We start from the raw sequence: 21,851 nt of genomic DNA, 5'->3' as shown, positions 1-21,851 counted from the left end.
GGCGCGGCTCCTCAGCGCAGGTCGGCGGCGGCGGCGGCGATGCGGGCGACGCCGTCGTCGAGGTTGTCCTGCGACGTGGCGATCGACAGGCGGAAGTAGGGCGAGAGGCCATAGGCCTCGCCGGCGACAACGGCGACCCCGGCGCGCTCGAGCAGATAGAGGACGACCTCGCCGTCGGACCCGAGGGTCTTGCCGTCGGGCGTCGTCCTGCCGATCAGGCCGGCGCAGTTGACGTAGAGGTAGAAGGCGCCCTCGGGCACGCGGCAGGAGAGGCCGGGGATGGCGTTGAGGCCGGCGGCGGTCCTGTCGCGGCGGGCGCGGTAGGTGGCGACGCTCTCGGCGACGAAGGACTGGTCGCCGTTCAGCGCCGCCGTGGCGGCGGCCTGGCTGACCGAGCAGGCGTTGCCGGCGGCCTGGGAAAGCAGCGTGTCGAGGGCGCGGATCAGCTCGCGCGGGCCGGCGGCCCAGCCGATGCGCCAGCCGGTCATGGCGTAGGTCTTGGAGACGCCGTTGATCGCCAGCGTCCGGTCGCGCAACTCCGGCGCGGCGGCGAGCAGGTGCGGCGCGACGCCGTTCGCGAAGCGGATATGCTCGTAGATGTCGTCGGTCATCACCATGACGTGCGGATGACGGGCCAGCACCTTGGCGAGCGCGCGGTATTCGTCGGCGCTGTAGGTCGCGCCGGTCGGGTTCGAGGGCGAGTTCAGCACCAGCCAGCGGGTGCGCGGGGTGATCGCGGCTTCGAGCTGGGCGGGCGCCAGCTTGAAGCCCTGCGCCTCCGGGCAGGCGACCGGCACCGGCACGCCGTCGCAGGCAAGGGCGGCGTCGGGATAGGAGACCCAGTAGGGCGCCGGGACGATCACCTCGTCGCCTTCGTCGAGCGTGGCGGCGAAGGCGGCGTAGATCGCGCTCTTGGCGCCGTTCGTCACCACGATCTCGGAGGGCTCGAAGGCGACGCCGTTCTCGCGGGCGAGCTTGTCGGCGATCGCCTGGCGAAGCTCCGGCGTGCCGGCGAGCGTCGTGTAGCGGGTCGCGCCGGCGTCCATGGCGCGGGCGGCGGCCTCGCGGATCGGCGCGGGGGTGTCGAAGTCGGGCTCGCCGACGACGAGGTTGACGATGGAGCGGCCCTCGCGGCGGAGCTGGTTCGCCCGGTCGGCGGCCGAGGTGCTGGGCGACGGCTTGATGCGCCGGACGCGCTCGGAAACGTGGATGCTGCCCATGGCCTTCTCCCGGTCGTTGTTCCCCGATGCCCGAAGGCTACCCGACCACGCCGGCAGGTTTCCAAGACGGCTTCGGTCTGTTCATATAGGCGACGCTTATGTCTCGCGCAGGCAGGGGGCGAGGATGAACTTCAGGCGCCTCCAGTACTTCGTTAAGATCGTCGATGTCGGCAGCCTGACGCAAGCGGCCGACATCCTCCATGTCGCCCAGCCCGCCCTCAGCCAGCAGATCGCGACGCTCGAGGCGGAGACCCGGCAGAAGCTCCTCACCCGGACGAAGCGCGGGGTGACGCCGACGGCGGCGGGGACGGTGCTCTATCGGCACGCACAGCTGATCCTGCGCCAGGTCGAGCAGGCGCGGACCGACATGAGGGCCGCGGGACAAGGGCATTCGGGCGCGGTCTCGGTCGGGCTCGCGCCGGGGACCGCGGCCGCCGACCTCGCGGTGCCGCTGCTGCGCGCGGTACGCGAGCAACATCCGGGAATCGTTCTCTATCTCAACGAGACCTACGGCACCACGCTCTCGGAGCTCATCATGACCGGCCGCATGGACCTCGCCGTGCTCTACGGCGGGACGACTGCGGTGCATGGCCTTTCCTTCCGGCTGCTGTTGCTCGAGCCGCTCTATCTCGTCGGGCCACGACAGATGGCGCTGCCGGGCGAGAGCGTGCCGCTGCGGGACATCGTCGATCTGGAGCTGTTCCTGCCGCGGCCCTACAACATCGTGCGCAAGATGGTGGACGACGTCTGCGCCGGCTCTGGTCTCGTGCCGAACGTGGTCGCCGAGATCGAATCCGACGGGACGCTGACCGCGGTGATCGCGGACGGGCTCGGTGCGACGGTCCTGCCCGATTCGATGGCGCGGCGGGTGGTGGCGGCGACCGGCGCCTGGCGGTCGCGGATCGTGGAGCCTTCGATCGAGGCGCCGCTCGCGCTCTGCCAGTCGGACAATCTGCCCCTGTCGGAGCCGGCGCAGGCGGTGAAGGCCGTGCTGGTCGAACTCGCGGCGAGCCTGCCGGGTGCGGCCCCGAACTCGACCCACCGCAAGCCGGTCCGGCGGACATGATGCCGACGGTCTTCATCTCTGACCCATGGCCCGCGGTTTCGGGGTGAAATGGCGCAAAGGCCGCCGGCTTGGGTGGGGCGAGGCAAGGGACTGAAAAGGCGTGGTTCTATCTGGCTGGAAAGCGGGTGGAATCCGGCTGGAATGCGGCTTGCCACTTTTTAGGGGTTCGGGAAGGCTTCGGCGCGAGCCCGGCGCCCGGACCGTTGGTATAAGAGAGCCTTATCGAGGCAGAGACGATCCGTCTTGGCGCGGCGGCGCCAGGCTCAGCTACGCTCCCGCAGACCGACCGAAAGGGGGGCGCGATGGATCTCGACGAGATCAAGGAACTGATGGCGGCGTTTGCTGCCTCCGACCTCGCGGAAATGCACCTGACCCGCGGCGAGTGGACGCTGCATCTCGTTCGCGGGACCGACGGAAGCGTCACGCCCGTCGCCGGCGCGCCTGTACGGGAGCGCCCCGCCCGGGCGCCGCGATCCGCGCCCCCGGCCGCCGCCGACAGCGGCGTCCGCGCGCCGCTCGCCGGTCTCGTCTATCTCAGCCAGAACCCCGGCTCGCCGGCTTTCGTCTCGGTCGGCTCCCGCGTCGAAGCCGGCGCGGTCGTCGCGGTCATCGAGGCCATGAAGGTCTTCAACGAGATCCGCGCCGAGCGCGCCGGCGTCGTCGAGGCCATCCTCGTCGCGTCGGGCGATGAGGTCGACGCGGGCCAGACCCTCATGCGGATCGGGTGAGGCAGATGTTCGACTCCGTCCTCATCGCCAACCGCGGCGAGATCGCGCTCCGCATCCAGCGCGCCGCCCGCGCCCTCGGCCTCCGCACCATCGCCGCCCATTCCGAGGCCGACCGCGATGCGCCGCACGTCCGCGCCGCCGACGCCGCCGTCTGCATCGGCCCGGCCCCGGCCGCCCGCTCCTATCTCGATCCGGCGGCGATCCTGCTCGCCGCCGAGGCGACCGGGGCCGGGGCGATCCATCCCGGCTACGGATTTCTCTCCGAGAACGCCGACTTTGCCGAAGCGGTCACGCGGGCCGGCCTCGCCTTCATCGGGCCGAACGCCAGCTGCATCCGCACCATGGGCGACAAGGTCGCCGCCAAGAGCGCGATGATCCGTGCGGGCGTTCCCTGCGTGCCGGGTCCGGACTCCGGGCTACCCGACGACATGGCGGCGGTGCGCGGGATCGTGGAACGGCTCGGGTATCCCGTGATCCTCAAGGCCGCGGGCGGCGGCGGCGGCCGGGGCATGCGCGTGGTGAAGGACGGGGCCGGGCTCGCCGAGGCCCTGGGCGTCACCCGCGAGGAGGCGCGGCGCGCCTTCAACAACCCCGAGATCTATGTCGAGAAGTTCCTGACCCATCCGCGCCACGTGGAGATCCAGGTGCTCGCCGACAGGCACGGCAACGCCGTCTGGCTCGGCAGCCGCGATTGCTCTTTGCAGCGCCGCCACCAGAAGGTTCTGGAGGAGGCCCCTGCCCCAGGCCTCGCGCCCGGGCTCGTCGCCGAGATCGGAGAGCGTTGCGCCGAGGCCTGCCGGCAGATCGGATACGAGGGGGCCGGCACCTTCGAGTTCCTGTTCGAGGACGGCGTCTTCGCCTTCATCGAGATGAACACGCGCGTGCAGGTCGAGCATCCGATCACCGAGGAGACGACGGGGATCGACATCGTGCGCGAGGGCATCCGCGTGGCGCAGGGCCTGCCGCTCTCGTTCACGCAGGCCGAGGTCGGTTGCCGCGGCCATGCCTTCGAGGCCCGGATCAACGCCGAGGATCCGGAGACCTTCGCGCCCTCGCCTGGCCTCGTCACGCGATTCGAGATGCCGGGCGGCCCCGGCATCCGCGTCGACAGCCACATGTCGGCCGGGGCGCGCGTGCCGCCCTACTACGACTCGCTGATCGCCAAGATCATCGCCCACGGCGCCACCCGCGACGAGGCGCTGACCCGGCTCCGGGTGGCGCTCGCCGAGGCGCGGATCGAGGGGGTCGCGACCAACCTGCCGCTTCACCGGCGGATCGTCGAGGACGCCGGGTTCATCGCGGGCGGCGTCGACATCCATCACCTGACCCGGATGCTCGAAGGAGAAGCCTAGCGATGAACGCCAATCCGGTCGTGAGCTGCCTCGGAACCAGCGCCCTGCTTTTCGAGGCTCCGGGCGAGACCAGCCTCGCCAGCCAGCAACGCATCTGGACGCTCGCCCGGGCGGCCGCCGCCTGGCCCGAGGTGCGCGAGGCGGCGCCCGGCGTCAACAACCTCCTCCTGAGCTTCACCGAGCCGCCGAAGCGTCTGGAGCCGCTGGAGACGCGGCTCCTAGGGGCATGGGACGAGGCCGCCGCCCTGCCGCTCGACGGGCGGGTGCTCGAGCTTCCCGTCGTCTACGGCGGCGCGGGCGGACCGCACATGGCGGACGTGGTCGCCCATACCGGGCTTTCGGTCGAGGAGATCGTCGCGATCCATACCGCGCCGACCTATCCGGTCTATGCCATCGGCAGCCACCCCGGCTACTGCTACCTCGGCGGCATGGACGCGCGGATCGCGACCCCGCGACGCAAGGTGCCGGTGATCCGCATCCCCGGCGGGGCAGTGTCGATCGGCGGTTCGCAGACCGGGGTCTCGGCGTCGGACGGGCCGAGCGGCTGGAACACCATCGGCACGACCGAGATGGTCTTCTTCGATCCCACCCGCGACCCGCCGGTGCTGCTCCAGCCCGGCGACGGCATCGTCTTCCGCGTGGCGGAGATCCGGAAATGATCGAGATTCTCTCACAGAGCGCCTTCGCCAGCGTCCAGGACCTCGGCCGCTTCGACGCCGTGCGCTGGGGCGTCGGCACGGCGGGAGCGATGGACCGTCTCGCGCTCCTCGCCGGAAACATCCTGCTCGGCAACGCCGAGGACGCCGCGGGCGTCGAGGTGCAGGTCTTTCCGTTCGAGGTCCGCTTCGACGCCGATCACGCCTTCGCGGTGACGGGCGCCGACTGCGCGGCCACCCTCGACGGCGTGCCGCTGCTGCCGTGGTCGAGCGCGCGCGCTTGCGCCGGGCAGGTGCTGCGACTCGGCCTGCCGCAGGCAGGGCGGTGGCGGGGGGCGCGGGCGTGCCTGACGATCGCGGGGGGCGTCGACGTGCCGGTGGTGCTCGGCTCGCGCAGCACCCAGCTCCGCGGCGCCATCGGCGGGCACGAAGGGCGGATGCTGCGCCAGGGGGACCGGCTTGCGGTCGGCGCCGCGTCGGGCGCCGCGATCGTCGCGGGCGTGGTTCCGCCCGGTCTCGCCCTACCGCTGGAGGCGGACGGCCTGCCCGCGGTGCGCGTACTGCCGGCGTCGGAACACGACGCCTATACCGAACGCTCGCTCGCCCGTTTCTGGGACGAGCCGTGGAAGATCACGCCGCAAAGCGACCGCTACGGCTATCGCCTCGCCGGGCCGGGGCTGGAGCCGAAGGCGCCGATCGAGGTGCGCTCGCACGGGATCGTGCCAGGCGTGATCCAGGTGCCGCACAGCGGCCAGCCGATCGTGCAGATGTGCGACGGCCAGCCGACGGGCGGATATCCCAAGATCGGAACCGTCATCGAGGCGGACCTCTGGCGGCTCGGGGAGATGCCGATCGGCACCCGCTTCCGCTTTGTCCGCGTCGAATGGGACGCGGCGCTCGCGGCGCGGGAGGCGCGCGACGGGTGGGTGGCCGAAGTCCGCCGGGTCGCGGATCTCATGCGCGCACGGAGGGCTGCATAGTGCGACCAGGGGAAATGGCGGATCTCGCCGCGGCGATGATCGCGGCCGGAATCGCGCGGCTGGAACTGATCGGCCCGGACTTCCGGCTCGCCCTCGCGCGCGGCGAGGCGGCGCCGGAGGAGACGGACGAGACGGCCGGGGGGACGGAGGCCGCGGCGGAAACGGACGCGGACGTGATCCCGGTGACCGCGCCCGCGCTCGGCATGCTCCTGCGCGCCCACCCCTTGCACGAGCGGCCGCTCGCGGGCGACGGCGAGGCGGTGGTCGCCGGTCAGGCGATCGCGCTCCTTCGGATCGGCGCGCTGATGACGCCGGTGGCGGCGCCCGCAAACGGGGTGATCGTCGCGGCGCTCGCCGAGGAGGGGGCGCTCGTCGGCTACGGCGACCGGCTGTTCGACTTCCTGCCACACGACTGAGGAGGGGTCATGCGGATCGATCTCAACGCGGATCTCGGCGAGGGCTTCGGCCCGTGGACGATGGGCGACGACGACGCGCTGCTCGCCATCGTGTCGTCGGCCAACGTCGCCTGCGGCTTCCACGCAGGCGACCCGATGATCATGGAGCGCACCGTGCGCACCGCGCTCGCGCGCGGCGTCGATGTCGGCGCCCATGTCGGCTTCCCGGACCGCCAGGGCTTCGGGCGCCGCCAGATGCAGGTGCCGGCGGCGGAACTCGCGGCGATGGTCACCTACCAGCTCGGCGCGCTCGCCGGCATCGCCCGCGTCGCCGGCCACCGGATGACGCACATGAGCTTCCACGGCGCGCTCGGCAACATGGCGGCCGCGGACCCCGCCCTGGCCGGGCCGCTCGTCGAGGCGGTGGCGCGGTTCGACGACAGTCTCGCCGTCTCCTCCTCGCCGAGCGCGGCTATCGAGGAGGCCGCTGGCCGCTACGGCCTGCGCGTCGCGACCACCTTCCTCGCAGACCGGGCCTGCGACCGGGAGGGGCTGCTCGTCCCGCGCGGCAAGCCGGGGGCGGTGATCCATGACGAGGCGGCGGTCCTCGCCCGCGTCGCGCGCCTGCTGAAGGAAGGCGTGGTCGAAACCTGGGAGGGCACGCTGCTGCCGGCAAGGCCCGAGAGCATCCTGCTCCACGGCGACACGCCGGGAGCGGTGGCCCTGGCCAAGTCATTGCGAAATCTTGTGGAAGACGCCGGCTGGAGCGTCACGCCGATCTCGCGGCCGCACGTGTGAAGGCCAGGCGGCCATAAGGGCCGCTTATGACTACAGAGACAATCCGTGTTGGCGCGGTTTCCCGACAGACCGCAACATCGCAGCAACAGAAGGGGGAAGCCATGCCGTTCTCGGACTACCGCACCGCTCTCGTCACCGGCGCATCTTCCGGCATCGGCGCATCCGTCGTCGAGCGGCTCGCCCGCGAGGGCCTCGAAGTGCATGCCGTCGCCCGCTCCGCCGCTCCCCTCGCCGATCTCGCCGCGCGCACCGGTTGCGTGCCCCACGCGATCGACGTGAGCGATACCGCGGCGCTGACGAAGCTCGCCTCCGGGATGAAATTCGACATCCTCGTCAACAACGCCGGCGTCGACAGGCCGAAGGGCCTCCTGAAGGGCGACGCGTCCGACATCGACCTCCTCGTCGACGTCAACCTCCGCGCCGTCCTCCACCTCTGCCACCTGATCGTCCCGGGCATGGTGGCGCGGGACCGCGGCCACGTCGTCAACATCTCCTCGATCGCCGGCGCCTACAACTTCGGCGGCAACTCGATCTACCACGCCACCAAGGCGGCGGTCAGCATGCTCTCGCGCCAGCTCCGCATCGACGCCTTCGGCAAGCGGGTCCGGGTGACCGAGATCTGCCCCGGCCGGGTCGCCACCGACATCTTCTCCCACGTCCACGGCGACAGCGCCGAGGTCCGGGCGAAGTTCCTCGACGGCTTCGAACTGCCCGAGGCCAAGGACATCGCCGAGGCCATCGCCTTCGCGATCGCCGCCCCCGTCGCGGTCAACATCGGCCACATGGAGATCACGCCGACGTTGCAGGTGCCCGGCGGCCTCCAGACCGCGCGGCCCGAGCCCGCTCCCGCCACCGAGTCGGTCTGAGGCCGACGATGGAAGGGTTCGATCTCTCGGCCATCCTCGGAAACCCCGAATACGCGGCGCTGATCCGGCACGGCCTCTGGTTCACCTTCATCGTCTTCATCGGTTCGTGGCTCCTCGCGATGAGCCTCGGCATCGTGCTCCTCGTGCTGCGCCAGATCCCCGGCCCGATCGCCGACCGGCTCGTCGGCGCCTACGTTTCCTATCACCGCAACGTGCCGACCCTCGTCCAGCTGATGCTCTGGTATTTCGGCGTATCCGCGCTCCTGCCGACCGCGCTCCAGTTCTGGCTGAGCGATCACAACGGCGGCGTGATCTTCGCGGTCATCGCGCTCGGTCTCGTCCAGGCGGCGTACTTCAGCGAAGACATGCGCTCGGGCCTGCGCTCGATCCCGGCCGGACAGGGCGAGGCGGCGAAGGCGCTCGGGCACGGGCACGTCTCGGCGATGCGCTACGTGATGATGCCGCAGGCGATCCGCAACGCGCTGCCCGCGCTCATCAACCACACCGTCTCGCTCTTCAAGAACAGCAGCCTCGCCATGGCGATCGGGGTCGCCGAACTCACCCACGCGGTGCAGGAAGTGCAAAACCTGAGCTTCCGGGTGTTCGAGGCCTATACGATCGCGACGGTCCTCTACCTCGCCATCTCGCTGGTCCTGATGGCGATCGGCGCCGCGCTCCAGGCGCGGGCAGCTCGCAAGGGAGGACGCTGACATGCTCGGCGATATCGTCACGATCGTCCGCGACAACTGGCTCCTGCTCCTTGTCGGCCAGTTTCCCGCCGGCCCGCTCGGCGGCCTCGTCGCCACGCTGATCCTCTCGGTGCTCTCGATCGTGCTCGCGTTCCCGGTGGGAATGCTGATCGCGCTCGCGCGGCTCTCGAAGTCGCCGTTCCTGCTCTGGCCGTCGACGGTGCTCGTCTATGTCGCCCGCGGCGTGCCGCTGCTCATGCTGATCTTCTGGGTCTATTTCGCGGTCCCGCTGCTGCTCGGAAACCGCATCCCGGGCTTCCTCGCCATGCTGATCACGCTGGTGATCTACGAGGGGTGCTTCCTCAGCGAGATCATCCGTGGCGGCATCGTCGCGCTCGGCCGCGGCCAGATGGAGGCGGCGCGCTCGCTCGGGCACAGCTACATGGGCGCGATGGCCTGGGTGATCCTGCCGCAGGCGCTCTACAACATGATCCCGAGCATCCTCAGCCAGTTCGTCTCGACCATCAAGGAAACGACCCTCGGCTACGTCATCAACGTGCCCGAACTCACCTTCGCGGCGAACCAGATCAACAACCAGCTGCTGACCCAGCCGTTCCAGGTCTTCTTCATCCTCGCGATCATCTACTTCATCGTCTGCTGGAGCCTGACCCGCGTTGCGGTTCTGATCGAGCGGCGAATTTCGAACAAGCGCTCCGGGCGCGGCGGCACGGTCTCCGAAGCGACCGTCCGGGCCCTGACGGCAGAACCATGAGCCCTGGCATCGTTGAAGGGAAGGCGTCCGCGATGATCACCTTCGAGAAGGTCAACAAGAAGTACGGCGACTACCAGGCCCTCACCGACATCAACGCCGAGGTGAAGCGCGGCGAGGTGGTGGTAGTCTGCGGTCCGTCGGGATCGGGCAAGTCGACGCTCATCCGCACCGTCAACCGGCTGGAGGAGATCAACTCCGGCGCGATCCACTTCGACGGGAGGAACATCCAGGCGCCGATGGGTCGGCGCGAGCTCAACCGGCTTCGCAGCCATATCGGCTTCGTGTTCCAGAGCTTCAACCTGTTCCCGCACCTCTCGACGCTCGAGAACATCACGCTCTCGCCGATCAAGATCAACGGCGTGAAGCGCGAGGCCGCACGCGAGAAGGCGATGGCTCTGCTCGAGCGTGTCGGTCTCGCCCACAAGGCCGACGCCTATCCCGGCCAGCTCTCCGGCGGCCAGCAGCAGCGCGTGGCGATCGCCCGCGCCCTCGCGATGGAGCCGCCGGCGATGCTCTTCGACGAGCCGACGAGCGCGCTCGATCCCGAGATGGTCGGCGAGGTGCTCGCGGTGATGAAGAGCCTCGCCGCCGAGGGGATGACGATGATGTGCGTCACCCACGAGATGGGCTTTGCCCGCGATGTCGCCGACCGCGTCTGGTTCATGGATGCCGGGCGGATCCTCGAGATGGCCGACCCCGAGACCTTCTTCCGTGCGCCCGAGCATCCGCGGGCGCAGCGGTTCCTGTCCGACCTGCGCCACTGAACGTTCTCAACAAGGAGGAACCACCCATGCTCATGAGAGTCGCGCTCGCCGCGTCGCTCGCCGCCCTCGCGGCGACTGGGGCCGCTCAGGCCGACCAGCTGGACGACATCATGTCGAGCAAGACGCTGCGCTGCGGCACCTTCGCCGACGTGCCGCCCTTCGCCGCGCCGGACCCGACGACCCGCGAGATGGTCGGCTTCGACGTCGACATGTGCAACGCGATCGCCGAGCGCTGGGGCGTCACCGCGGAGATCAAGCCGCTGTCCGTCGAGGCGCGCGTGCCGGAGGTGAAGCTCGGCGGCGTCGATCTCACCATCGCCAATCTCGCCTACACACAGAGCCGCGCCGAACAGATCCAGTTCAGCGATCCCTACTATCTCGCCCATGAGATGCTCATGGTCAGGGCCGACGATCCCGGCGTCACGCCGGCCGACTTCAAGGGCAAGCGGCTCGCCTCGACCAAGGGCTCGACCTCGGAGCTGTCGATCAAGCTGAACGAGTCGGAGCCGCTCACCTTCCAGGACACCGGCTCGGCGTTCATGGCGGTCCAGCAAGGCAAGGCGCGCGGCATGGTCGCCAACACCATGACGATCACCAAGCTCGTGAACGAGTCGCAGACCAGGGGCGTGCCCCTGAAGATGATCGAAGAGCCGATGATCGATCAGCCGATCGGCATCGGGATGAAGCAGGGTGAGTCCGCGCTCCTCGCCAAGGTCAACGAGACGCTGGTCGCGATGGACGAGGCGGGGCAGATCAACGAGTTCTGGAACAAGTGGCTCGGGCCGGACACCGAGTACAAGATGACTCGCACCGACAAGGTCGTGCCCCTCGCCGAACTCGACGTCACGCCCATCCCCTGAGACTGGACAAAGGCGCGGGCGGGACGGCGTGCGCGCCGCCCGCGCCGAACAACAGGCGCGGCTCGTCCGCGCCGCTATTGCCGCTCGCCCAGCGCGCGGCCTCCCGCATCGAAAAGGTGGACTGTGGCGGCGGCCATGGCGACGCCTACCGCCTCGCCGACCCGGACCGGCGCGCGGCCCGGAACGCGAAGAGTGATCTCGGGGCCTTCGGCGTGCGCCACGAAGACGATCGAGTCGGCGCCCAGATACTCGACATCCGACACAGTCCCGGTCAGCGCCCCCGCCCCCGGTGCGGCGAACTCCAGGTGCTCGGGCCTGACCCCGAGTTGCGTCGGCGCGCTGCCCCGCGGGGGGAGCGGCACGGCGACGGGCGGTCCGCCGAGGACCGACACGCCGCCGTCCGCGATTCGCGCGGGCAGGACGTTCATCTTCGGGCTGCCGATGAACTGCGCAACGAAGAGATCGGCGGGCCGGTGGTAGAGCGCCTCCGGCGTGTCGAACTGGCGGACCGAGCCCGCGTCCATGACCACGATGCGGTCGGCGAGGGTCATCGCCTCGACCTGGTCGTGGGTGACGTAGACGGCGGTGCGACCGAGGCTCCGGTGCAGCTTGGCGATCTCGTGGCGGGTCTGGACGCGAAGAGCGGCGTCGAGGTTCGAAAGCGGCTCGTCGAAGAGGAAGGCCACGGGGTCGCGAACGATCGCCCGGCCAATGGCGACGCGCTGGCGCTGGCCGCCCGAGAGCTGCTTCGGCAGGCGGTCGAGCAGCGGCTCCAGCGCCAGGATGCGCGCGGCCTCGGCGACCTTGGCGTCGATCTCGGGCTTCGGCGCCCGCGCGGTCTCGAGGCCGAAGGCCATGTTTCCGCGCACCGTCATGTGCGGGTAGAGGGCGTAGCTCTGGAACACCATGGCGAGGCGGCGGTCCACCGGCTCGAGCGCGGTCACGTCGCGGTCGTCGATGGTGATGCGGCCCGCCGTCACCGCCTCGAGCCCGGCGATGAGCCGCAGGAGCGTGGATTTTCCGCACCCCGAGGGGCCGACCATCACCACGAATTCGCCGTCGTGGATGTCGAGGTCGACGCCGCGGATCACGTCCACGCCGCCGAACGACTTCTTCACGCCTTCGAGCACCAGCCGTCCCATTTGCCTCGTCCCCCTGCCTCAACCCTTGACCGCGCCGGCGACCATGGCGCGGCCGATCTGCTTGTACATGGCGAGCCCGAGGACGACGGGCGGCAGGCTGGCCACCACGATCACCGCCGCCGCGACGCCCCACTGCACCCCGCCGCCGCCGGCGGCGAAGAAGAACGACGCCCCGACCGTCATCGGCACGGCGTGCTGGGTGGTCAGGATCAGCCCGAACAGGAACTCGTTCCAGGCGGTGATGAAGCCGAAGACGAAGGCGGTGGCGAGTGCGGGCCGCACCGTCGGCAGGATGATGCGCGCGATGAGCCGGCCGGTTCGCGCGCCGTCCATCGCGGCGGCCTCGTCGAGTTCGCGCGGGATCTCGGCGACCGCGTTGAGCAGGATGAGCATGGTCAGCGGCAGGTTCACCACGGCGAGCACCAGCCCGAGACCGATCCGCGTGTCGAGCAGGCCCACGGCCTGATACATGAGATAGATCGGGATCGCGAAGATGATGAGCGGCAGCGCCCGCAGGTTCACCACCAGCGGCAGGAGGAGCCGGCGCCCGAAGCCGCGCCGCGCCGCCGCGAAGGCGAACGGCAGGCAGAGCGCGAGCGGCAGGATCGAGCCGATGAGTGCTGCGACCACGCTGTTGATCAGATGGGCCCAGACGTTGAGGCGGTCGCTGACCGTGACGACGGTGGCATAGTTGGCGAGCGTCGGCGATTGCACGATCAGCCCCGGATTCGACATGATCTCCGCGGCGGGCTTGAGCGAGGTCGCAATGGTCACGATGACCGGCGCGTTCATGACGAGCACGGCGATGACGAGCACCGCCCAGCGCAGCGCGTTCATGCCCCTGCCCTCCGGTCGGCGGCGCGCAGCGCGAGGAACAACCCCGCGAAGGCGGCGATCGCGAAGAGCACCGATGCCGCGAGCGCCGGCCCGAGCGAACCGCCGCGGAAGAACGCCGTGTAGATGTAGATCGGCAGCGAGGTCGTGGACCCGCCCGGTCCCGCGCCGACCAGCACGTAGATGTTGTCGAAGACCCGGATGCCGTCGATGAGCCGGATCACCGCCGCCAACGCCAACGTCGGCATCAGCATCGGCAGTTCCACCCGCCGGAAGGTTCGCCAGCCGCGCGCCCCGTCCATTCGCGCGGCTTCGCGGACGTCTGCCGGGATCGAGGAATAGGCGAGGTGGAAGAGGAGAAGCGCAAACGGCGTCCACTGGAGGATCTCGATCACGCAAACGGTCCAGAACACCCAGCCCGGGCTCAGGAACGCGGGCGAATTCCCGAACCACTCGAAGAGATAGTAGGGCAGCGGCCCGACGAACTCGTGCAGCGCCAGCCGATACATCAGGCCCATCATCGCGGGCGCGATCATGATCGGCAGCGTGAGCAGCGCGAGCAGCCATGGCCGCGCCTGAAGGAGCGGCGACAGGAACACGGCGAGAAAGAGCCCGAGCGCCACCTCGACGGTGGCGGTGAGAACGCCGAACCGCAGGGAGAACCAGACCGCACGCCAGAACGCCGGGTCGGAAAGCACCGCGGTGAAGTTGCCGAAACCCGAGAGGCGCGGCGTCCGCAGGGTCTCGAAGCTCACCTCGGAGAGGCTGTAGAAGACGTTGAGGACGGTGGGAAAGCCGAGCAGCAGCAGGAGATAGAGCACCAGCGGCGTCGCCAGCAGCCGGTTCTCCCGAGTCTTTGGCGCAATCATGTCGGTTCTCCCGCTGGGGAGCGCCGCGCAGGGCATGCCCCCGCGCGAGCGCCCCGGTTCAGGCGCGGAACGTCACTTCCCGGCGAGGAGCTCGGTCATGCCCTTGGTCGTGTCGGCGAGCGCCTGGTCGAGGCTCTCCGTACCTGCCCAGTAACCCGTGAACTCCGCCGCCTGGAGCTGGTAGATCGCGAGCGCGTTGGCGCTGGTGCCGCCGCGCATGACGTAGCCGTACTGGCTGGCGTATTCGCCGAGCGGTGCGAGGTCGGGTCGTTCACCGACCACCGCTTCGAGAGCCGCGCCGGTGAGACCCGGCGCGCCGCCCGCACGCGCGTAGATCGCCATCGCCTCGGGCGTGGCCAGCCACTGGAGGAAGCGCTGTGCGCCCTCCTTGTTCTCGGCGGCCGCGTTCAGCCCGAGGCCGAGACTGTGGACGTGGGTGAAGCGGCCTTCCGGGCCGGACGGCGGCGCGATGGTGGCGGTGACCGCCGCCACCGTCGGCGCCTTCTCGGGATCGGTAAGCTCGGCCGCGGCGGCGTTCCACTGCACCATCGTGGCCACCTGACCGGACGCATAGGCGGCGTTCGCCTCGGCGAACTCGTAGCCGGTGGAGTCCGGCGGCGTGGCGCCGGCGTCGTAGAGCATCTTGTAGAGATCGAGGCCCGTCCGGTAGGCCTCGGAATCGACGGTCACCTTGCCCGCCTCGTCGGTCCAGTCGCCGCCATACGCGCGGGGGAGCGACTGGAACACCATGATATTGAAGAGCAGGTTCTTCATCTGCAAGACGGCGCCGTAGCGCGTCGGGCTGTCCGGGTTGACGGCCTTGGTGAAGTAGAGCGCCGTCGCCGCCCAGTCGCGCCACGTCCATTCGTCGGGGGCCTTGGGCGTCAGGGCCTCGCCCAGATGCTCCTGCGCGATCTCGGTGTAGCGCGCGGCGGCGTCCGCGTCCGCCAGCAGCGCGTCGATGAGGTCGCTGCGGTAGTAGAGGAAGTGCAGCGACAGGTCGGTAGGCACGCCGAACTGCTTGCCGTCGAACTGCTGCGTGGCGAGCACGGACTCGCCGAAGGTGGTGGCGGCCGCGGGGCCGAGATCCACGGGCGTCATGAAGGGCGCGTAACGGCCGATCGAGTATGTGGCGATCTGGTGGGCGTCGAACGCGGTGGTTCCCGCCGCGAGGTCGGCGGCGAGCTTGTCGTAGAACCCGTCGCGCGAAGTGAAGAGAAGCTCCACCCGATCCGCATCGGCGAGACCCTCGCGCGCGTTGTACGCCTCGGTCGCGGCGCGGAGCGCGGTTTCCTCGGGGCCGCCGGGCCAGCCGAGGACCGTCACCTCGGCCAACCCTGGGGTCGCGAGGGCAAGAAAGGCGAGCGTGGCCGATATGGTTGTCGATTGCATGCGAGACTCCCTCCCCTGGGTGTCGTCGTGAAGGATTCCGGATTCGGCGTGAGTATTGCGGACGGTCAGGACGTCACCGCGTCGCCAGCCCGATGACCGGAGCTGCTGCGGTGGCGCGCACTGCGCGGACGTTGGCGATGCTGTCGGACCCGAGGGCCGCCGCGGTCCCCGGGCCGTCGAGCGAGGGTCGGCCGGACACGATCGACCCTCGCCGCAAGCCCTCCTGCCGTCCGTGCATGGCGTCCCTCCTGACCCGGAGGAACAGTGTCACAAACATGCAAGCTTTCAACAATCTTCTGACTGGTATGCACCACTATCGGCCGATCTCGGTGAGGAAATCGTAGCGCTCGCCGTTGTAGCGGGTTTCCGTGAACTCGACGGGGCGCCCGTCCGCGAGGAAGCAGCGCCGCTCCACCACCAGGAGCGGCGTGCCTGGCGAGCATTCCAAGAGGTCGGCCTCGATCCTCGCCATGATCCCGGCACGGATGCGCTGAACGCCCCGGATCGGCGCCGCCCCGAGCTCGGCGAGACGAGCATAGAGCGAACCGCCCGCCAGGTCGCCGGAGGGCAGAACGGACTGCGGCACGGCGGCGCGCTCGATGGCGATCGGAACGCCATCGGCAAGGCGCACCCGGACCAGCCGAACGACCAGCTCGGAGCCGGAAAGGTCGAGAGCCATCGCCTCCGACGGCGTCGGCTGGGCCGCCTGATGCGAGATCCAGCGTTGTCCGGGCTCGATGCCCCGGGACCGCAGTTCCTCCGAGAAGCCCATGAGCGTCGCGAGCCGCTTCTCGACCCGGTCGCCGATAACGGTGCGGGCGCCCTGCCGGCGGCGCAGCAGCCCGTCCAGCGCCAGCTCGTCCAGGGCCCGACGGACGGTCACCCGGCTGATGCCGATCTCCGCAGCCAGCGATCGCTCGCTCGGCAAGGCGCCGTGCCCGTCGGCCCTGCCCGCCCGGACAAGCTCGGACAGGACGTTGGCCAGCCGGCGGTAGACCGGCAGCTCGCCCGCGGACCGGCCCATCGCTTCCGCAATCTGCGCAATCAGGGCACTCTCGGGAGAGGTCATGCCCCGGGCATACCTCGCTGGTATGCACCAGTAAAGCCAGTGGCCGGCTCGGGTCGCCGCCGCCCAGCCGTCGGCGGCATTGTCCGTCGCGCAACTCGAACGGAGCCGCTGCTCGTGATCGATCAGACGTTCGCTGTTGGCGTCGGCGCGGCTTTCGCCGAGCGCCCAAGGCTGCCGAGCGCACGGACGCCCTCCAGCACCGCGACATAGAAGACCGGCACGAGGAAGATCCCGATCGCCGCCGACGCCACGACGCCGCCGAGCACCCCGATGCCGATCGCCTGCTGCGCCCCGGCGCCGGCGCCGGAGGCGGTCGCCAGCGGCAGGACGCCGAGCCCGAAGGCGAAGGTCGTCATCAGGATCGGCCGCAGGCGGAGCCGCGAAGCCTCGATCGCCGCCTCGAGCAGCGGCTTGCCAGCCAGGTGCAGGCTCTGGGCGAACTCGACGATCAGGATCGCGTTGCGCGCGGCAAGGCCGATGGTGGTCAGCAGTCCGACCTTGAAGTAGACGTCGTTCGACTGGTCGAACCACAGCGCGGCGGCGAGCGCGCCGAGCACGCCGATCGGCACCGTCATCATCACCGCGAGCGGCACCGTCCAGCTCTCGTAGAGCGCGGCGAGGGCGAGGAAGACCACCAGCGCCGAGAGCGCGAAGAGCATGGGCGCCTGGTTGCCCGAGAGCCGCTCCTGGTACGACAGGCCGGTCCAGGCGACGGCGTAGGCGCCGCCGAGGTCGGACACCAGCTCTTCCATGGTCTCCATGGCGTCGCCGGACGAGACGCCGGGCGCCGGCGCGCCGCTGAGCTCGAGCGCCCGCGTGCCGCCGTAGCGCTCGAGGCTGCGCGGCTCTCTGCTCCAGACCTGCTCGGTGAAGGCGCCGAACGGCACCATCTCGCCGGAGGCGTTGCGGGCGTACCAGCGCTCGACGTCCTCGGGCTGCATACGCGCCTCGGCCGCGCCCTGGACGATGACCGGCCGCAGGTCGGTCCCGAGCCGGAAGTCGTTGATGTCGCGACCCGAGAAGATCACCGAGAGCATCGCGTTGACCTCGGCGATCGACAGCCCGAAGGCGGCCGCCTTCTGCTGGTCGATGTCGAGGCGCAGCGCGGTCTCCTCGGGCGCGTCGTTGCCGCGCAGGTTGGTGACCCGGCCGCCGCCCTGGGCGGTGGCGACGAGTTGATCCGCGGCGGCGACGAGCGCCTCCTGCCCGCTGCCGGCCTGGTCGACGAGCTGCATGGTGAACCCCGCCGACGTGCCGAGGCCAGGGATGGCCGGCGGTTGCAGGAAGTAGACCTGGCCCGCCGTATTGCCGAAGAAGCGGCCGTTGGCGCGGGCCGCGAGATCGGCGGCGCCGAGGCCCTCGCGCTCGGCGAAGTCCTTCAGCCGCACGAAGAGCATGGCGCTGTTCTGGCCGCTGCCGGCGAAGCTGAAGCCGACCACGCTGAAGACCGCGTCGACGGTGGCGGCCTCCTCGGACAGCATGAAGGTTTCGACGGACGAGACCAGCGCCTCGGTCTGGGCGGCGGTCGAGCCTTGTGGCGTCTCGGCCATCACCATCAGCACGCCCTGATCCTCCTGCGGCAGGAACGAGCCCGGGAGACGGTCGAAGAGTGCCCAGGCCGCGGCGCTGATCGCGACGAGCACGACCACCATGCGAAACGGCCGCCGCACCAGGCGGGTGACGGTGGCGCCGTAGCCGCCGGTCGCGCGGTCGAGGAGCCGGTTGAACCAGCGCGCCGGGGCGATGCCGGCGTCGTGCCGGCGCGGCCGCAGCAGCGATGCGCACATCGCCGGGGTCAGGATCACCGCGACGCCGAGCGAGAGCACCATCGCCGAGATGATGGTGACCGAGAACTGGCGGTAGATGACGCCGGTCGAACCGGTCATGAACGCCATCGGCAGGAAGACCGCCGACAGGACGACGACGATGCCGACGAGGGCGGAGGTGATCTCCTCCATGCTCTTCTCGGTCGCCTCGACCGGCCCGAGCCCCTCCTCCTCCATCACCCGCTCGACGTTCTCCACGACGACGATGGCGTCGTCGACGAGAAGGCCGATCGCGAGCACGAGCGCGAACATGGTCAGTGTGTTGATCGACAGGCCGAAGACCGCCAGCACGCCGAAGGTGCCGAGCAGCACGATAGGCACCGCGATGGTCGGGATGATCGTCGCGCGCCAGCTCTGGAGGAAGACGAGGATCACGAGAAAGACCAGCGCCACCGCCTCGAAGAGCGTGTGGTAGACTTGGTTGATCGACTCCTCGACGAAGGGCGAGGTGTCGTAGGGATAGACGACCTCGACCCCGGCGGGCAGCGCCGCCGCGAGTCGGTCAATCTCGGCGCGCACCGCCTCGGCAGTGCTCACGGCATTGGCGCCGGTCGCGAGATTGACGGCGAAGCCGGCCGCCGGCTGGCCGTTGTAGCGGGACGCGAACTCGTAGCTCTCCTGGCCGATCTCGATGTCGGCGACGTCGCCGAGAAAGACCGTTGAGCCATCCTCGTCGACGCGCATCAGGATGCGCTCGAACTCCCTCACGGTGGAGAACTGAGACTGCGCCGACAGCTTCACGGTGAACTGCTGGCCGCGGACGCTCGGCTGGCTGCCGAGGGCGCCGACGGTAACGTTGGTGTTCTGCTCGGAGACCGCAGCCAGCACCTCGGCGGGCGTGACCTGGTACTGCACCATGCGCATCGGATCGAGCCAGATCCGCATCGCGTAGCCGCTGCCGAAGGACTGCACCGAGCCGACGCCCGGAACCCGCTTCACCGGATCCTCGATCGCCTGGCCGAGGAGGTCGCCGAGCTGCACCGCGCTCTGGCTGCCGTCCGCGGTGGTCAGCGCCCCCACGAGCAGGATCGACGTCGTCGAGCGGGACACCTGGATCCCTGCGTCGTTCACGAGGTCGGGCAGTTGGCTCGTCACCAGCTGAAGCTTGTTCTGGACCTGGACCTGCGCGATGTCCGGGTCCACGCTGTCGTCGAAGACCAGCGAGACGTCGGCCGAGCCCGTGTCGGAGGTCGAGGTCATGTAGAGCAGGCCGTCGAGGCCGGTCATGCCGTCCTCGATGATCGTCGTCACCGAGTCCTCGACCACCTGCGCCGAGGCGCCCGTGTACGTGGCGCTGATCCGGACCGTCGTCGGCGCGACCTCAGGATACTGGGCGATCGGCAGGCTGATCAGGCCGAAGACGCCCGCGAGCATGACGACGATGGCGATCACCCAGGCGAACACCGGGCGATGGATGAAGAAGCGGGCCATGCGGGCTACTCCGACGCGCCGGCGGCGGGCGCCGCCCCGGCGGGCGCCGCCGCCTCCGGCATCCGCACCACGCCGCCCTCGTCGATCTCCGCCGGGACCGGCTCCACCGCCATCCCCGCGGCGAGCGTGGTCAGGCCGTTGACGATCAGCTGCTCGCCGCCCGCCACGCCGTCCGTCACGATCCACTGGTTGCGGTAGCTTCCGTCCTCGGTGATCTCGCGCTGGACGGCCTTTCCGTCCTCGACGACCCAGGCAGTCAGCCGTCCGTCGCGCTCGCGCGTCGCCGCCGTCTGCGGAACGAGCACCGCCTCGACGTGGCCGAGCTTGAGCTGCCCACGCACGAACATGCCCGGCAGCAGGATCGAGTCGGGATTGTCGAAGCGAAACCGCACGTCGACCGTTCCGGTGGTGGTCGAGACGACGAAGCCCGGCGCCACCATTTCCCCCGTCGTCGAATAGGTCCTGCCGTTGCCCACCACCAGCGTCGCCTCGAGTTCTTCGGCGAGGGTCAGGCGTCCGGACTCGACCTCCTCGCGGACGCGCAGCATGTTCGTCGAGGCTTCGAGCATGTCGACCCCGATCGGGTCGAGCTTGGTGACCGTGGCGAGCGGCTCGGTCTGGTTCGCCGCAACGAGGTCGCCGACCGAAGCGATTGACACGCTGGCCATCCCGTCGATCGGGCTCGTCACCGTCGTCCAGGAAAGATCGATCTGCGCGATCTGCAGCGCCGCCTCGGCGGACTGCAAATTCGCCTTCGCCACGTCGAGGCTCGCCTGGGCGCTCTCGAGGTCGACCTGCGTGGACACCGTGCCGACGAGACGCTGGGCACGGTCGAACGCCGCCTGCGCCCGCGGGATCTCGGCGCGCGCAGAGGCGACCTGGGCGGTCGCCTGGGCGACCCGCGCGGCGTACGGCGCGGGATCGATCCGGAACATCGGGGTGCCGGCGGCGATGGGGGCGCCGGCGTCGTAGAGGATCTCGGTGATGATGCCGCTCACCTGCGGGCGGATCGCTGCCGCCTCGTATGCGACGGCCCGGCCCGGGAGCGTGAAGATGCGGGGCACCGATTCCGAAACGAGGGTGAGGACGCCGACGCTCTTCGGCCCGGCGGCGCCGGCCGGCGCCTGCGCCGCCGCTGCCGACGCGGTGAGCGTCGCCGCAAGCATGCACGCGAGTCGGAGGAGGGCAGCACTCATCGGTGTATCTCGCTGGCTCGGGGTTCCGCAGGGGCGTTGACGCGCTGTGACGATTTATGCAAATGTTGCGCACTATGCAAGCTGCGGATTCACGCCTCGCCGACGATCCTTCAAGCCTCCGGGAGCGTCGCCGACGGCAGACCTCTCGCGATATCCAGCTTGCGACCCTGCGGCTCGCGGAGCAGCGTGGTTACGAAGCGGTCACGACGGAGATGATCGCAGCCGCCGCCGGCATCAGCCCTCGGACCTTCTTCAACTACTTCCCCAACAAGGAAGCGGCGGCGATCGGGGACCCGCCTGTGCTCCGCCGATCGGCCATCGAGCGCTTCGTCGCCGGACACGGCGAGCTTCTGGCTGATTTCGAGGCGCTCCTGTCCAGTCACCTGCATGAGACAGAGCCCGAGATCGTACGGGCGGTCATCGGCCTCGCGCATGGGACGCCGCGCCTGATGGTCGCGCACCTGCAATCCTTGCAGGCGCTGCACACTCAATTGTGCGAGATTCTGGCGCGTCGATCGCCCGACATCGACCGCGATGTGGTCAGCGTCGTCGCAGAGATCGCCGTGAGCGTCGTCCGGCGGTCCGTGCTCTATTGGGTCGATAACCCGGGCATGGACGCCCGGACTGCGTTCGCGTCGACGGCCCTCCACCTCCGCGCCGCCATGAATCTCCTGGGAGCCCCGGGCGCCGCATTGCCCGAGGGCGCCGCCGATTGAAGACGTCCGGGCGCATCCCTGCGTCTCGCGCGACCTACCAGAAGCCCACGTGCGCGCTGGCGATCTCGTCCTCGAGCTCCTGGAACGGCCCGACGACTTCGACCTGTACCGCACCCGGTTCCCTGGACAGTAGGTTGCACTATGCCGCGCATGGCAGGTTCTGGTCGAGCCATCTCTGACGTGCGGCGGCGGGGCTGAGGTGGCCGTTCTTCTCGATCAGCCACTGGGTG

The 21,851-nt window shown here is 69.9% G+C and carries 22 protein-coding genes; 13 read left to right on the top strand and 9 right to left on the bottom strand.

The features are described from left to right. Positions 1 to 11: 11 nt before the first annotated feature. Positions 12 to 1,220 carry an aspartate transaminase gene (locus KBA23_RS07425; protein WP_290738786.1) on the bottom strand — a complete coding sequence of 403 codons (1,209 nt, stop codon included), beginning with the start codon at positions 1,218 to 1,220 and terminating at the stop codon, positions 12 to 14. 124 nt (positions 1,221 to 1,344) lie between these two features. Here KBA23_RS07425 and nac point away from each other — a divergent pair, with 124 nt between their 5' ends. The 12 genes from nac to KBA23_RS07365 all read left to right on the top strand — a co-directional run bounded on the left by nac (position 1,345) and on the right by KBA23_RS07365 (position 11,146). Then, entirely contained in the window at positions 1,345 to 2,286 is a 942-nt protein-coding gene (nac, locus tag KBA23_RS07420) for a nitrogen assimilation transcriptional regulator NAC (RefSeq protein ID WP_290738784.1), read from the top strand. Between the two features lie 302 nt (positions 2,287 to 2,588). Continuing rightward, entirely contained in the window at positions 2,589 to 3,014 is a 426-nt protein-coding gene (locus tag KBA23_RS07415; protein WP_290738782.1) for an acetyl-CoA carboxylase biotin carboxyl carrier protein subunit, read from the top strand. A 5-nt stretch (positions 3,015 to 3,019) separates the two neighbouring features. Then, positions 3,020 to 4,366 (top strand): acetyl-CoA carboxylase biotin carboxylase subunit, encoded by a 1,347-nt coding sequence (accC, locus tag KBA23_RS07410; RefSeq protein ID WP_290738779.1) that lies wholly within the window; start codon positions 3,020 to 3,022, stop codon positions 4,364 to 4,366. A gap of 2 nt (positions 4,367 to 4,368) precedes the next feature. Next, on the top strand, positions 4,369 to 5,025 hold the full coding sequence (gene pxpB, locus KBA23_RS07405) for a 5-oxoprolinase subunit PxpB (protein ID WP_290738777.1): 657 nt from the start codon (positions 4,369 to 4,371) through the stop codon (positions 5,023 to 5,025). Further along, positions 5,022 to 6,002: a biotin-dependent carboxyltransferase family protein gene (locus tag KBA23_RS07400; RefSeq protein WP_290738774.1), complete on the top strand. Its 981-nt coding sequence runs from the start codon at positions 5,022 to 5,024 to the stop codon at positions 6,000 to 6,002. Before pxpB ends, KBA23_RS07400 begins: the two co-directional genes overlap by 4 nt. Then, positions 6,002 to 6,418 carry an acetyl-CoA carboxylase biotin carboxyl carrier protein subunit gene (locus tag KBA23_RS07395; protein WP_290738770.1) on the top strand — a complete coding sequence of 139 codons (417 nt, stop codon included), beginning with the start codon at positions 6,002 to 6,004 and terminating at the stop codon, positions 6,416 to 6,418. The genes KBA23_RS07400 and KBA23_RS07395 overlap by 1 nt, the downstream gene beginning before the upstream one ends. Positions 6,419 to 6,427: 9 nt before the next feature. Continuing rightward, a complete protein-coding gene (locus KBA23_RS07390; RefSeq protein ID WP_290738767.1) occupies positions 6,428 to 7,195 on the top strand; it encodes a 5-oxoprolinase subunit PxpA in 768 nt (255 codons plus the stop codon). Between the two features lie 101 nt (positions 7,196 to 7,296). Continuing rightward, entirely contained in the window at positions 7,297 to 8,061 is a 765-nt protein-coding gene (locus tag KBA23_RS07385) for an SDR family oxidoreductase (protein WP_290738764.1), read from the top strand. Between the two features lie 8 nt (positions 8,062 to 8,069). Continuing rightward, positions 8,070 to 8,771 carry an amino acid ABC transporter permease gene (locus KBA23_RS07380; RefSeq protein WP_290738762.1) on the top strand — a complete coding sequence of 234 codons (702 nt, stop codon included), beginning with the start codon at positions 8,070 to 8,072 and terminating at the stop codon, positions 8,769 to 8,771. A 1-nt stretch (position 8,772) separates the two neighbouring features. Then, the gene (locus tag KBA23_RS07375) at positions 8,773 to 9,522 is read left to right on the top strand and encodes an amino acid ABC transporter permease (RefSeq protein ID WP_290738759.1); all 750 of its coding nucleotides are present in this window, start codon (positions 8,773 to 8,775) and stop codon (positions 9,520 to 9,522) included. A 32-nt stretch (positions 9,523 to 9,554) separates the two neighbouring features. Continuing rightward, a complete protein-coding gene (locus KBA23_RS07370) occupies positions 9,555 to 10,286 on the top strand; it encodes an amino acid ABC transporter ATP-binding protein (RefSeq protein ID WP_290738756.1) in 732 nt (243 codons plus the stop codon). 26 nt (positions 10,287 to 10,312) lie between these two features. Then, the gene (locus KBA23_RS07365) at positions 10,313 to 11,146 is read left to right on the top strand and encodes an ABC transporter substrate-binding protein (RefSeq protein ID WP_290738753.1); all 834 of its coding nucleotides are present in this window, start codon (positions 10,313 to 10,315) and stop codon (positions 11,144 to 11,146) included. A gap of 74 nt (positions 11,147 to 11,220) precedes the next feature. On the opposite strand, the gene ugpC is transcribed toward KBA23_RS07365, so the two are convergent. The 8 genes from ugpC to KBA23_RS07325 all read right to left on the bottom strand — a co-directional run bounded on the left by ugpC (position 11,221) and on the right by KBA23_RS07325 (position 20,905). Then, positions 11,221 to 12,288, bottom strand: coding sequence for a sn-glycerol-3-phosphate ABC transporter ATP-binding protein UgpC (gene ugpC, locus KBA23_RS07360; protein ID WP_290738750.1), 1,068 nt, complete (start codon positions 12,286 to 12,288; stop codon positions 11,221 to 11,223). An 18-nt stretch (positions 12,289 to 12,306) separates the two neighbouring features. Then, positions 12,307 to 13,125: a carbohydrate ABC transporter permease gene (locus KBA23_RS07355; RefSeq protein WP_290738747.1), complete on the bottom strand. Its 819-nt coding sequence runs from the start codon at positions 13,123 to 13,125 to the stop codon at positions 12,307 to 12,309. Beyond that, positions 13,122 to 13,991: a carbohydrate ABC transporter permease gene (locus tag KBA23_RS07350; protein ID WP_290738743.1), complete on the bottom strand. Its 870-nt coding sequence runs from the start codon at positions 13,989 to 13,991 to the stop codon at positions 13,122 to 13,124. Before KBA23_RS07350 ends, KBA23_RS07355 begins: the two co-directional genes overlap by 4 nt. Positions 13,992 to 14,063: 72 nt before the next feature. Then, positions 14,064 to 15,383, bottom strand: a complete 1,320-nt coding sequence (locus KBA23_RS07345; RefSeq protein WP_290738740.1) for an extracellular solute-binding protein — start codon at positions 15,381 to 15,383, stop codon at positions 14,064 to 14,066. 73 nt (positions 15,384 to 15,456) lie between these two features. Then, positions 15,457 to 15,621 (bottom strand): hypothetical protein, encoded by a 165-nt coding sequence (locus KBA23_RS07340; RefSeq protein ID WP_290738737.1) that lies wholly within the window; start codon positions 15,619 to 15,621, stop codon positions 15,457 to 15,459. Between the two features lie 75 nt (positions 15,622 to 15,696). Further along, the gene (locus tag KBA23_RS07335; protein ID WP_290738734.1) at positions 15,697 to 16,407 is read right to left on the bottom strand and encodes a GntR family transcriptional regulator; all 711 of its coding nucleotides are present in this window, start codon (positions 16,405 to 16,407) and stop codon (positions 15,697 to 15,699) included. Positions 16,408 to 16,574: 167 nt separating this feature from the next. Further along, on the bottom strand, positions 16,575 to 19,709 hold the full coding sequence (locus KBA23_RS07330) for an efflux RND transporter permease subunit (protein WP_290738731.1): 3,135 nt from the start codon (positions 19,707 to 19,709) through the stop codon (positions 16,575 to 16,577). Positions 19,710 to 19,714: 5 nt separating this feature from the next. Next, positions 19,715 to 20,905 (bottom strand): efflux RND transporter periplasmic adaptor subunit, encoded by a 1,191-nt coding sequence (locus KBA23_RS07325; protein ID WP_290738728.1) that lies wholly within the window; start codon positions 20,903 to 20,905, stop codon positions 19,715 to 19,717. A 62-nt stretch (positions 20,906 to 20,967) separates the two neighbouring features. On the opposite strand from KBA23_RS07325, the gene KBA23_RS07320 reads away from it, so the two are divergent. Continuing rightward, positions 20,968 to 21,621, top strand: a complete 654-nt coding sequence (locus KBA23_RS07320; RefSeq protein WP_290738725.1) for a TetR/AcrR family transcriptional regulator — start codon at positions 20,968 to 20,970, stop codon at positions 21,619 to 21,621. Positions 21,622 to 21,851 lie beyond the last annotated feature (230 nt).

Origin of the sequence: Amaricoccus sp. (assembly GCF_017995835.1) — a bacterium.
GTDB lineage: Bacteria > Pseudomonadota > Alphaproteobacteria > Rhodobacterales > Rhodobacteraceae > Amaricoccus.
Note: the sequence above shows the minus strand (reverse complement) of the source record. Positions and strands in the feature narration are given on the sequence as shown.